Here is an 11,649-nt window from a genome sequence, read left to right on the forward strand (position 1 = left end):
TGAGGTACTTCCCTGTATCAGATGGCGACAAATTTATTGAGGATTTGGGATGCTACGCGGCCACTGAGCGTTCAGCAATCAAGGTTACAATTGTGACATTTGGCGAAACAGGTTCGCGATATCTACTCCTGCCCCCAGTCGCTGACAGAAGAATTCCCGGAGACAAATGTAACAGTTGTAACTTTTATTTCCTTTGAGGCCTCAATTCCCATAATGCATCGTAAATAATAATTATTATCATTTAAGTGTTCAACCTGCAACACCGGCCTGTTATAGCCCGTATGGCTTTTCCGTCTGCGTTGTATGCCAATATTCAGGAACCATATATGTCTGAACAACAATCTCAATTTCATCGCGCTGCCGAGGTACAAACCCACAACGGCAGTAAATATTTGCAGCGATTGTGCAAACATTTCGCCCACAGGGTCACTGCCAAATGGAGCGAGCATCAGGGCAATGTTAATTTTGCCGAGGGAACCTGCACCTTATGGTCTGATGCCCGGTCTTTGAAGATGGTGTGCCGGGCCGATTCCGAACAGGAACTGGCCGAAATAGTCGATACCCTTGATCGGCATTTTATCCGCTTTGCCAAAGCCGAAGCCCCCAACCTGGTTTGGCATTCACAATCACTGAGATAAACCAGATAGGCTGCAACGCCAACGCTATGCCACCAGCAGGGCCTGTAGCCAATGCAAAAAAAGTTGGTTGTTGTTACTGTCGTAGTGCGACTTGTCGGGGCAATAATAACAATAACCTGTGTCTACAGAATGGCTGCCGACCGGTGTTAACAGGCCGCCTTGCACAAAAGGTTTACTCAGTGTTGCGGAGCAAAACACCAGGCACTTGCCCATGACGGCCTGCTGGATCCCGATCAGCTCCTGATCATGGCTGATAAACTCAATATCGGGTTTCAGGTTGAAGTTATTAGCCAACCAGCTGTCGATTGGTGGCGCCTGCAGTGCCGGGTTTTTCCATCTGGTTAACGCAATTCGCAGCGCGTTGTTACTCATCAATGCCGGCACAGCCGATGGTGCGCCAAAAACATCAAATGTTTCGCGACACAGAATATCCTCAGCAGCCACGCTCTCAGTATTGCCAAAACGGATCGGCAACGAGTAGAGCTGATTTTCAATGCTTTCTCCGCTGGAGACCTTCACAGCAATACTGGGGAATTGTCGCTGGAAGTCATCCAGTGCGGGGATCAATACCAAAGAGGCAAAAGAAGTGGTTGTGGCAACCTGAATCTTTCTGCCTGCCAGGCTGATCTCTTCCAGCGCCTGTTCAATCGTTCTGAAGCCCCGGCTGGCAGCGTCAGCTAACCTTTTTCCGGCCTGTGTCAGTTGGATCTTTCTGACACTGCGATGAAACAGCGAGAGACTCAACCTGCTTTCAAGGTTCTGAACATGGTGAGAAATAGCTGTAGGCGACAGTGACAGTTCTTCGGCCGCCGCTTTAAAACTGCCGTGTCGTGCCGCTGCTTCGAATGCTTTCAGCGCCTGTAACGATACCTGCATCACAACCTGCCTGTTTGTGGTTCCGCAAAGCCATTATTATAGATGATTTAAACTCATCTATAATCTTATTTTATTCGTTTGTCGCCCAATGGTGCTGATTTTATAGTTCAGGTACAAATCAACACCGGGAGATAACACCATGACCCAGTTACTGCATATCGATGCCAGCGTAAGATGTTTTGATCAGAACCAAAACCGACACAGTTCCATATCCAAAAGGATCGCCCATCAATTCATTGACAGCTGGCAAAAAACTCGCCACATAGATGAGTATACATATCGCGATGTGGGTGTAAATCCGCCCGCCTTTATCACTCAGGAATGGATTGCCGCAGTGTTTACAGCGGATGAAGATAAAAGCCCGGAGCAAAAGCAGTTGCTGGCTTTATCAGATCAGTTAATTCAGGAAGTGGCACAGGCTGATGTGATTGTTATTTCTTCACCTATGTACAACTACGGTATGCCTGCACAACTAAAAGCCTGGTTTGATCAGGTAGTGCGCATCAATAAAACCTTTGATTTTGATTTGGCCAGAGGAGACTTCCCGTTACAGCCTCTGTTACAGGGTAAAACCCTGATCATTATCACCTCCAGCGGAGAATTTGGATTTGAACAGGGCGGCATCAGAGAGGCTCAAAGCCATCTCACCCCCCATTTACGCACCCTGAGCAAATACCTCGGCGTAGAAGAGATCCACGAAATTGCCTCCGAATATCAGGAATTCAATGATGAGAGGCACATCGCATCCCTTAACAATGCACTGGCAACGGCGACAACACTGGCCCAACAACTGGCTCAACAAACCCAAGAGGTTACTGAGGTTCAGGCAGTTGCAGTGTCTGCCTGAGTTGTTTATCCAGCTCGGTATTCGTCAAACGATTGGTCTTTGTATCAAAGTTATCGAAAAAAGCCGGGATCGCTAAAGCACCGGCCACAGTACCACCAAAATAAGGCGCGGATGTGCGGGCCATGGCCAGCACATTTCCTGCCCCACCTTTACCCGGCGATGTTGACAGCATGATTATGGGTTTGCCCTGGTACACCTTTAATTGCTTTCGGGTCGCCCAGTCAAACAGGTTTTTGTAGGCCACTGTATAGTTTGCATTGTGCTCTGCAAAGGATATCAACAGCGCATCCGCACCGGCTATTTTATCCAGGAAATCACCAACGACTTCCGGTATGCCCTGCTCCTGCTCCAGATCCACGCTGAAGATGGGTAAGGGGTAATCATTAATATCCAGCACTTCTACTTCATGCTCAGGGAGCAGTGTCACAGCGTAACTGATTAACGCTTTATTGATTGAGTTGCGACTATTGCTTGCTGCAAACGCTAATACCTTCATTGTTTTCTCCTGATTAAAACCATAGTAATCTCAGTGTGATATCAACCAACTGAGCCAAATTTACCCGCAGCATATTCCTGCTCCTTGCGCAGAATTTGTTCGTGGGTTTGCATAATGATGGGGCCTTTCTGAACAAAGGGCTCGTTGATGGGGCTGGCCGAAAAAAACACAAAATGGGATTTCTCGTCAGCGAGGTTGTGCAGTTGAATGGCCGACTCTGCACTTGTATCACTGAGACTGATGGCCATTGCCTGCCCCTGCTGCAAAACGCCATTGTGCTGTTCTGATTGCAGTTGCAACTCACCGGATACCACATACAACCAGCCGTTCTGGCCCGCGGCAACATCAATATCAATGTGCCGTAAGGGATTCACTTTTCCCTCTAAAATGGTCATGGGTAACACCGGCGTTACCGGATTCTGCACTGCCTGATATTGCCCCTGGAGCAGTCTTATCCGGGCGTTAGCATCTTCGATAACAGGAATATCTCCGGCTCTGAGCAAAAAAGAAGCGGGTTGTTCACTTCTGCGGGACTGCGGAAGATTTACAAAAACCTGTAATCCATGAATGGCCGAGCCTGGTCTTGGCGCTTCGTCGTGCAGGGCACCTGAGCCTGAATTCAGCCAGTAAACATCACCGGGTAGCAAATCGAAATCGTTGCCCAGTGAGTCCCGGTTGTGAACCCCCCCCTGTGTGTCTTCAAATAATATAGACAAAGCGCATAATCCGGCATGAGGGTGAATGCCGAATGTCGATTCTGTCATGCGATAGTGGTCCACCATCACTAACGGGTCCATCATCCTGGAAAAGTCTTTCTCCCTGAAAGACAGTGCGCTGAATCCATCCCCAATGGCAAAAGGATTACCATTTTTCACGCCTGTTGTGGACAGCGCTGGTTGTGGGCTGCGGTCTGTATTAAGGGTATTGGCTGCTTGTAAAATCATAAAATCTCCTTGCCGATGGCCTTGTTAATAACACTATAAATAGAACAAAAAATTCTTCTATAGCCAAAATCTGAAAACTATGTTTCATTTATAGAACGATAGGCTGGATGGTTTTGCCCGATGATCGATATCAATGACTACTTTTATTTTGTGCATGTGGTGGAAAAACAGGGATTTAGTGCCGCGGCATTGGCACTAAATATGCCCAAATCACGTCTGAGTCGTCATGTGGCGAAACTGGAAGAACGGCTGGACATCAAGCTCATAGAGCGAACTTCCCGGCAATTTCGTGTTACCGACGCCGGTGAGGAGTTTTATCGTCACGCCTTATCTGTCGTAGAAAAAGTCGAAAGCACTGAATTTGCCATGCTCAGAAAGAAGCAACTGTTTACCGGTCGCGTGGTACTGAGTTGCTCTATTGGTGTGGCACAATACGCGATAAAAAATCTGTTACTGCAATTCCTGAAAGCACACCCCGGCATCGAAGTGGTGCAGCAGGTAACAAACCAGAACATCGATCTGGTGGCAGCGGGCGTTGACCTGGCCATTCGGGGCCATATGGAAACCCTGCCGGACTCCAGCAATATTCAGCGCAAACTGGCCAGGGTTTCCTGGTGTCTGGTGGCCAGCCCCGACTATCTGGCAATGCATGGCATGCCCAGGGTTCCGCTGGATTTGCAGCAACATCAAAGTCTGAAACTGGGCTGGCAACCTACCCGCAATCAGTGGCAACTCACCCATCATCAGGGGAGCAATATAAATATCCCCATTAAACCGCAATTTTACAGTGATGATATGAATACGCTGATTCAGGCGGCGCAAGAGGGATTGGGAATCGTCAGTTTGCCTGCTTATACCTGTCGTCAGGCCTTCACTGAAGGCAGTCTGGTCAGGGTGTTACCCGACTGGAAAACCGGTCAGGCACAACTGAGTTTAATTACCCCCTCCCGCCGGTCTGCCACTCCACCGGTGCAGGCACTGCACAAATACCTGTTTGAACATGTCAACGCCAGCATCGGCGATGACCAGCAAGCTGACTCAGCAATCCCCTCACTGTGATGTTATCGCGTTTGGGTAACAACGATCAGCGCCGGTCTTGGCGGCAGTTCCGCAGCATAATCGGGCCAACGGGTATCGGGCTGATCAAAATTGGAGTCACCACCCGGGTGTTGGATAGCGCAGAAAAAACTCCGGTTATCCGGGGTAAAGCAGGGGCCACACACTTCAGCGCCAACCGGCGCCCGCATAAATCGCTGGGCATAACCTCTTTTTTCACCTTCTGCCACCACCCACCACACACCGTCAGCGACGCCAAAATCCTCTGCGCCATCGGTTGTAACCCAAATATTGCCCTGGGTATCAAACGCACAATTATCCGGGCAGGCCAGCCAACCGTTTTCATCGGTATCGGGATGATAAAACGTCACGTTTTGTGCGTTATGGGGCTCGGGTTTCCCGGCCAGCAGTAGCACTTCCCAGCGAAATTCATCGGCACAATGGTCCCGTTGTTGGGCTGAACTCTCAGGGGGCAACAATTCAATAATTTGTCCCCCGCGATTGTAGGCCCGCGGATTTGGGCCGTTAAGCGCATCCGGCTGGCGGCTGTCGTTTTTGGTGAGCATCACATACACCTTGCCGCTAACCGGATTAATATCCACATCTTCCGGCCTGTCCATTGGCGTTGCCCCCAGTAAATCCGCTGCCTTTCGGGTATTCAGGAGTACTTCGGCCTGGTTGTTGAAGCCGTTTTTAACCGTTAACGGGCCTTTGCCATGCACCAGTGGCAACCAGGATAAGGTGCCATTCTCAGAAAACCTCGCTACCGACAACACCCCGTTTTCCAGCAGTTGCATATTGTGGGCTCTGCTGGCATTGTCGTTGCCGGGTTTATAGGTATCCCGACTGACAAATCGATACACATACTCAAACTTTTCATCGTCTCCGCTATATGCAACAGCGCGACCATCAGGGGCAATCGTGACATTCGCACCTTCGTGTTTAAAACGCCCTAACCCGGTGCGTTTTTTCGGTACACTGTTGGGATCGTAGGGATCTATCTCTACAATCCAGCCCATGTGAAAAGCTTCACCTGGGTGTTTATTGAGATCCCAGCGTTCCTCATACTGGCTCCAGTTTTTTTCCTGCTCGCCGCTAAACCCGTAGCGCCGGAAGTTGTCTTTTTGCGCTAATTTGTCGACATCTCCGCTGAAATACTTATCAAAGTTCTCCTCTGCGGTGAGAATGGTACCCCAGGGCGTTATCCCACCCGCACAGTTGCCATAGGTACCCAGGGTGGCAATGCCATCCTCGGAGTGTTGCGTTTGCAACCAGGGGTGTCCTGCTGCCGCGCCTGTTAACTGCATTGGTGTGTCAGGGGTTATGCGCCGGGTGTAGTCCGAACCTTTCACCACCTGCCAACCGGATTGCTGCTTTTTAACTTCAATGACTGACAACCCATGGGCAGCGATATCTACCCGGGTTTGCTCCTGATCTAATTGACCTTCACTGCGAATTCCCGGATGCATCAGGCGGGCTTTGGTATGTTCATGATTAATGGTCAGCAACCCATGTTCACTGTTGTCAGACCCCAGTGGCAGGGGTAAAAATCCCACATAATCATTGTTAAAACCAAACTGACGCGCCTGTTTTTCACCGGTTTGTTGCAAGGGATCAAATTTGGCACTGTCAGGGAACAAGGGATCGCCCCAGCGCAACAACACCTGGTAGTCATAACCATCAGGCAATGTCAGCCGGGTATCCAGTCCCTGGGGTACAGTGTCGAACTGCCAGGCAGGCGCAGCGCCTGACAGGGTGTCATGAGTATGCGGCTGTAACTCAGAAGAACACCCCGGCAGGGCTCCCCACAACGTCGCGGTACCGGCTCCTGCGGCATATTGCAAAAACGTCCGCCGGGGAAAGCGCGCCTGCAACACAGTCTGAAAATTTTGACTGCTATCATGACTACCTGGTTTCATCGTGGTTCCCTGCAATTTACTGAAGTTTCAGGCCAGCGACAATGTCACTGAATGCCACAAGTTTAAAATTCTGCGGCTGAGTAGGCATCACATTGCGCCCATCCTGTACCACCAGCAAGCCATCCTGATAGGCGCCGCCAAAGTTGGCGCTGGACACATCCAGTCCATCCGTTTCTGAAGCACCATCAATACCCGCGAGGACATTGGCTGCGATTTGAAACGAACCGACATAATCAAACGGTGCCTGCGCATGATACAGCGCATAACTGTTGTTCCCCTGGCTGGACACCACCAGATAGTGTGCCTTTTCGGTCAGGTACAGAGCCATGCCTTCCACATCGTCCTGCAGGGGTCCACCCACCTGTACGATGTTCTGTGGCGCCTGACGGGTATCAGCCCTGGCTGAACTGTACCAAATCCCCCTGTCTTCAATGCCCACAAACAACTCGTGGCTGGCATCGTTGGCAACACAGCCTTCAGGCTGGCCGTCCAGTTTAAATTCGCGCACCAGTTTCCCGCCTAAATCCGGGTTGATTTGATACTGCTGATAACGGCCGTCCTTATCATTGATAAACACATAATGTTGTCCTTCGCCCTGATACATACACAGACCGTAGACTTCATCCAGACTGGTCATCACTTCCCCGGCTGAGGTGACATGACCGCCGGCATCAATAAAAAACAGGCTGATACTGTTATTATCCCGCTGACTGGCTGCCGCCAACGTCTGAGTTATGCCCTGATATTCGAAGCCGGCACGTAAATCAACATTATTGATACGGCCAACTTCCAGAAACTGTAACTCATTGCCCGCTAGATCAAATACGGCTAAACCGCGTTTTTTGTCGGTGCCCAGTATCCGACTTTCCTGTGGATTTTTTGGGTTAAACCAGATAGCCGGATCATCCGCTGCATCACCGTATTTTTGCATCGTATCGGTTTCTGCAGAGGGCATTATTTGTGGAAACCCCCTCACTACCGGAATTTCGTTTTGACGCATAGCAATATTGTTCAACACCAGCTCATTGAGATTGTCACCGGTGAGCAATTGCAGGGAATTGTCAGCCACAATTTGCAGGGCAAGGGCTTCTGCCAAAAAACCCACTGATTGTGTTTGCCATTCCCCCTGAGGCGAGTAGATTTGCAAACTACCACCCTCAATTTGCGGCAGTACCAGGCTGCCGTCTGCAAGCAGTTGCAGTCTTTCCACTGATTCATTCAGATGCCCGAAAGGCTGTTGCATGGCGACTGCCTCCCGTCCCTTATCGCTTTCCGGGTGAGCACTCATATGCCAGACCCCAACCCCTTCTTCTACGTAGTACAATCTGTCCCGTTGACTATCCACCGCGCACGCCGTCACGGCGTCGGGCACAGGCAAATGTCTGACCGGCTGATTGAGTACCTGCTGTTGACCGGCATGATAGATAATTCGCTGCTCAATTTCGGTGTGCTCCAGCAACAAAAACGCATGCACATCAGCGCTCTGATTTTGCTGATACAGACACACACCTTCCAGCGCCAGCAGCGTTTCAGGCTGTCGTTGCAACAGGGTTAATTGCGTACCTGTCCAGTGCAAAATATCCAGGCTGTTTTCGTTCTGGTTTAGTGCCGCAATAATAACTTTGCCATCCGCGGTGGTGATGGCGTCAGTTTGCCCATATCGCCCCGGCAACCGGGCCACCATCCGAAGTTCAGTATCCAAAACCTGCAGGCCGTTCTGGGCTGTGCTGACAAGCCAGTATTGTTGCGGTAAGCCTGATAAAAACTCCACCGCCAGACTCTGTAAAGACAGCACCAGCAAAGACAGACACAACAAAATTTGCTTGATATTTAAATTGTTAATTAACATGATAATCCACTTAATACGAGATAACTAAAAGCTCAACCTGGGGGCCTGAAAGCCCCCAATGCCACTCAGAAACTGTTCCAGCTGAACCCAATTTCAAAGGTTCTGCCGTAGGTTTCATACTGATAGGCATAACGGCTGTTGTTGTGATACAGATACAGCGGCTCATCATTGAGATTGACGCCATTTACATACAGATGCATGTTGTCGTTGATGTAATATTTGACGTTTAAATCCAGCTGATTGTGCACATCCTCATACACGGGGGCGTCCTGGTCATCAAACTGAAAAGACTCACTCTTATGACTCCAGGTCAGCCGGGCGCTGAGCTGATTGTTTTCATAACCTATCGCCAGGTTCCCTACCCTGTCGGCCTGATTGGGTAAGGCGTCATCAGAATCGGTAAAGGTCGCATTGGCACTGAATAACAGGCCATTTTGAAAGGTTTTTGCCCAGGCCAGTTCAATACCTGTGATACTGGCGCTGCCGCCATTCACCGGCTGCAGAACTTCGTCAAATCCGTCCCATTGACCGTTGTCCTGAACTTCGGTCAGCACGATAAAGTTGTCGATGTCTTTGTAAAACAAACCGGCAGACAAAATACCGATGTGACCGGGATAATACTCAATTGAGAGATCCAGGTTTTGCGACTCATACGGGTCCAGGTGCGGATTGCCCACTTCGGCCTCAACAACGGTTTCGATTTCGCCATCGTCTTCTTCCGTTTCGTTGGCAATCAACTGAAATGCCGCGGAATCTTCAAAGCTGGGCCGGGCAATGGTTTGCGTATAGGCAAAGCGGGCTAATAGCTTGTCGTTGAAGTCGTAGCGCACATTCAGGCTGGGCAACAGGTGATCGTAATCCTTTTCCACATTCCAGGGCGTCACCACCACTTCCTCAATATCCGCTACGTCGTCTACGATTAATTCAACCCGATTGCCCGAGGTAGTAAACTGGGTGTCTTCGTAACGCAAACCAACAATGATGTTCCATTTGTCCAGGTCCAGATCCAACATGGCATAAGCCGCAAAGATATCCTCACCAGACTCATAAGATGCCCCACTGGATTCGATAGTGGTATCCAGATCATTGATTTCAAATCCGGACAGATTGCTGTTGAAAAAGTTGCGCAGTGGCGTCCGGTTGATACCCGGGCCAAAACTGCCTAATCCCCAGTCCACCTCAGCTAACGCAAAATCAGCGCCGGTGGCATCATTAAAGCCGCCATCAAACACCGTCACATTGGCTTCCAGAAACTTCTCGCGACTGCGGTACTTCATCCCGGTTTTAAAGGTGGCATTGTGGTTGTTCCAGACAAAGTCATGGCTGGCATCAAACTTAAAGCTCACTTCATCGTCTTCGGTGAGGTTGTTAGTCCAGATAATTTCATCCAGTTCAAAGTTTGCCAGATCATGGGCATTAGCTGACTGAGTCAGGGTTGGGGTTTGTCCCAGTGCGGTGTAGCCCAGTTGCAGTTCTTCGCCTTTAAAGTCCGCTTCAACCGCTCCAGGCTCATCTTCGCTGGATTTAGCGTAACTGACACTGTATTCCAGCGTCCAGCTATCCACCCGGGTTTCGCCACCTAGCACACTGGACCAGATTTTCTGTTCTTCGAAGCGATCTTTGGTATCGCGATCCATCTCAGCATCAATAAACTGGGCAGCATTGTCACTGTAGCTCAGCAGATTGCCATCAGACAGCTTGTATTCGTTGCGCAGACGATACTCATCATCAGAGAACACGCTGTACAGCGTTCTCAGGTAATAGTCACTGTCAGCGGTTTGATAATCCAGGTTTAATGCCAGTCCCGTGCGCTCACGCTTGATCCAGTAGGCTCGCTGTTCAATTTCTTCGGCAGAAAATATCTCAACCTCTTCACCGCTGGTGTCATCTTCGATATCGTAGTGTCCCCAGCCACCATCAACTTCCATATTGTCTGAGCCGAATTTGCGTTCTGCCCAGCTAACCGCAGTGGCAAGCGCAAAGCGGTTACCACCTTGTAAATCCCAGGCGGTACTGTAACTGCCCGACAATTTGGGACTGGTTTCATCACGCAACTGACTTTGGCTCAACTGCCCGGTAAAACTAAAGGAGTTTGCCGGGCGGTCTAAACCGCTCAGGCTTTTTACTTCAATCGAGCCACCCACGGCATCAGCATCCATATCAGGTGTCACGGTTTTGCTGACTTCCAGGCTGTCCACCAATTCCGATGGGATCACGTCCATGGCAACACTGCGCACGCCGCTTTCCGGTGACGGAATGTTTACCCCATTAATCGTCAGGTTATTCAGATTGGGATCGATGCCGCGAATACCTACAAAGCGGCCTTCACCCTGATCGCGCTGAATAAACATACCCGGCAGACGCTGCAAAGATTCCGCGACATTTTGATCGGGAAACTGACCAATTGCATCAGCAGAAACAATCGACGTTACGCGCTTAGCATTTTTTTGCCGGTTTAACGCACTGGCCTGAGAAGCGCGTTGCCCCACCACCAATAACTCTTCTAATGCTGCCTCAGTCCCGCCCATGGCGAGTTGGGTATTGAGGTTCTCACCATTTTTGATTTCAATGGGAAAGGTTTTGGTTTCCGCACCCAGGTAGGTAATGCGAACCTGATACAGGCCATCTTTCAGGTTGTGGAATCGAAAACGACCATCGCGCGAGGTTACCTCTTTGAGATTCAACGCCGGAATTTCCACTAATGCACCTTCCAGTACAATGCTGGTATCGGCACTGGTCACCTTGCCGGACAAATCGCCCTCGGCGTGTGCAGGTGCGCCCGACAGCACCAGCCCACAGGCCAGCCCAAGAATACTTTTACGAAATGTTGTGTGTTGCATCGTATTGCCTATGATGTGTTGTGTTTACGATAAAAACTGGGCGCAAAGTAATGAGGCAATATGACACTTAGGCTGCATATTTATGACAAATTGCAGGAACCGGGCCTCTTCAACAGGCTTTAGCCGGGTGCAGACAACCGTTTTGAGCTGATTTGATTCTTTAATAATTATCTTTAATTTTCAT

General features: G+C 49.8%; 9 protein-coding genes. 3 read left to right on the forward strand and 6 right to left on the reverse strand.

Translation table 11 applies throughout. The features are described 5' to 3' along the window. The first annotated feature begins 326 nt into the window (after nt 1-326). A complete protein-coding gene (locus tag LJ740_RS16405; RefSeq protein WP_229530207.1) occupies nt 327-638 on the forward strand; it encodes a DUF2218 domain-containing protein in 312 nt (103 codons plus the stop codon). Nucleotides 639-662: 24 nt separating this feature from the next. Here LJ740_RS16405 and LJ740_RS16410 read toward each other — a convergent pair whose 3' ends face one another. Next, on the reverse strand, nt 663-1,514 hold the full coding sequence (locus LJ740_RS16410; protein ID WP_229530208.1) for a LysR family transcriptional regulator: 852 nt from the start codon (nt 1,512-1,514) through the stop codon (nt 663-665). 139 nt (nt 1,515-1,653) lie between these two features. Here LJ740_RS16410 and LJ740_RS16415 point away from each other — a divergent pair, with 139 nt between their 5' ends. Beyond that, nucleotides 1,654-2,361, forward strand: coding sequence for an FMN-dependent NADH-azoreductase (locus LJ740_RS16415; protein WP_229530209.1), 708 nt, complete (start codon nt 1,654-1,656; stop codon nt 2,359-2,361). Here the strand turns inward: LJ740_RS16415 and LJ740_RS16420 are convergent. Beyond that, nucleotides 2,327-2,857 carry an NADPH-dependent FMN reductase gene (locus LJ740_RS16420; protein ID WP_229530210.1) on the reverse strand — a complete coding sequence of 177 codons (531 nt, stop codon included), beginning with the start codon at nt 2,855-2,857 and terminating at the stop codon, nt 2,327-2,329. The genes LJ740_RS16415 and LJ740_RS16420 overlap by 35 nt on opposite strands. 41 nt (nt 2,858-2,898) lie before the next feature. Further along, nucleotides 2,899-3,801, reverse strand: a complete 903-nt coding sequence (locus LJ740_RS16425) for a pirin family protein (protein WP_229530211.1) — start codon at nt 3,799-3,801, stop codon at nt 2,899-2,901. Between the two features lie 120 nt (nt 3,802-3,921). On the opposite strand from LJ740_RS16425, the gene LJ740_RS16430 reads away from it, so the two are divergent. Then, entirely contained in the window at nt 3,922-4,860 is a 939-nt protein-coding gene (locus LJ740_RS16430) for a LysR substrate-binding domain-containing protein (RefSeq protein ID WP_229530212.1), read from the forward strand. Between the two features lie 2 nt (nt 4,861-4,862). On the opposite strand, the gene LJ740_RS16435 is transcribed toward LJ740_RS16430, so the two are convergent. The 3 genes from LJ740_RS16435 to LJ740_RS16445 all read right to left on the reverse strand — a co-directional run bounded on the left by LJ740_RS16435 (nt 4,863) and on the right by LJ740_RS16445 (nt 11,465). Further along, on the reverse strand, nt 4,863-6,776 hold the full coding sequence (locus tag LJ740_RS16435; protein ID WP_229530213.1) for a PhoX family protein: 1,914 nt from the start codon (nt 6,774-6,776) through the stop codon (nt 4,863-4,865). A 16-nt stretch (nt 6,777-6,792) separates the two neighbouring features. Then, nucleotides 6,793-8,625 (reverse strand): phytase, encoded by a 1,833-nt coding sequence (locus LJ740_RS16440; RefSeq protein ID WP_229530214.1) that lies wholly within the window; start codon nt 8,623-8,625, stop codon nt 6,793-6,795. A 65-nt stretch (nt 8,626-8,690) separates the two neighbouring features. Continuing rightward, a complete protein-coding gene (locus LJ740_RS16445; RefSeq protein ID WP_229530215.1) occupies nt 8,691-11,465 on the reverse strand; it encodes a TonB-dependent receptor in 2,775 nt (924 codons plus the stop codon). Nucleotides 11,466-11,649 lie beyond the last annotated feature (184 nt).

The organism is Planctobacterium marinum (assembly GCF_020687805.1).
Lineage (GTDB): Bacteria > Pseudomonadota > Gammaproteobacteria > Enterobacterales > Alteromonadaceae > Planctobacterium > Planctobacterium marinum.

Bases quoted from the DNA above. Each gene is read 5' to 3' on its own strand.
- LJ740_RS16405 (WP_229530207.1), top strand. From the start codon at position 327: ATGTCTGAACAACAATCTCAATTTCATCGCGCTGCCGAGGTACAAACC.
- LJ740_RS16410 (WP_229530208.1), bottom strand. From the start codon at position 1,514: ATGCAGGTATCGTTACAGGCGCTGAAAGCATTCGAAGCAGCGGCACGA.
- LJ740_RS16415 (WP_229530209.1), top strand. From the start codon at position 1,654: ATGACCCAGTTACTGCATATCGATGCCAGCGTAAGATGTTTTGATCAG.
- LJ740_RS16420 (WP_229530210.1), bottom strand. From the start codon at position 2,857: ATGAAGGTATTAGCGTTTGCAGCAAGCAATAGTCGCAACTCAATCAAT.
- LJ740_RS16425 (WP_229530211.1), bottom strand. From the start codon at position 3,801: ATGATTTTACAAGCAGCCAATACCCTTAATACAGACCGCAGCCCACAA.
- LJ740_RS16430 (WP_229530212.1), top strand. From the start codon at position 3,922: ATGATCGATATCAATGACTACTTTTATTTTGTGCATGTGGTGGAAAAA.
- LJ740_RS16435 (WP_229530213.1), bottom strand. From the start codon at position 6,776: ATGAAACCAGGTAGTCATGATAGCAGTCAAAATTTTCAGACTGTGTTG.
- LJ740_RS16440 (WP_229530214.1), bottom strand. From the start codon at position 8,625: ATGTTAATTAACAATTTAAATATCAAGCAAATTTTGTTGTGTCTGTCT.
- LJ740_RS16445 (WP_229530215.1), bottom strand. From the start codon at position 11,465: ATGCAACACACAACATTTCGTAAAAGTATTCTTGGGCTGGCCTGTGGG.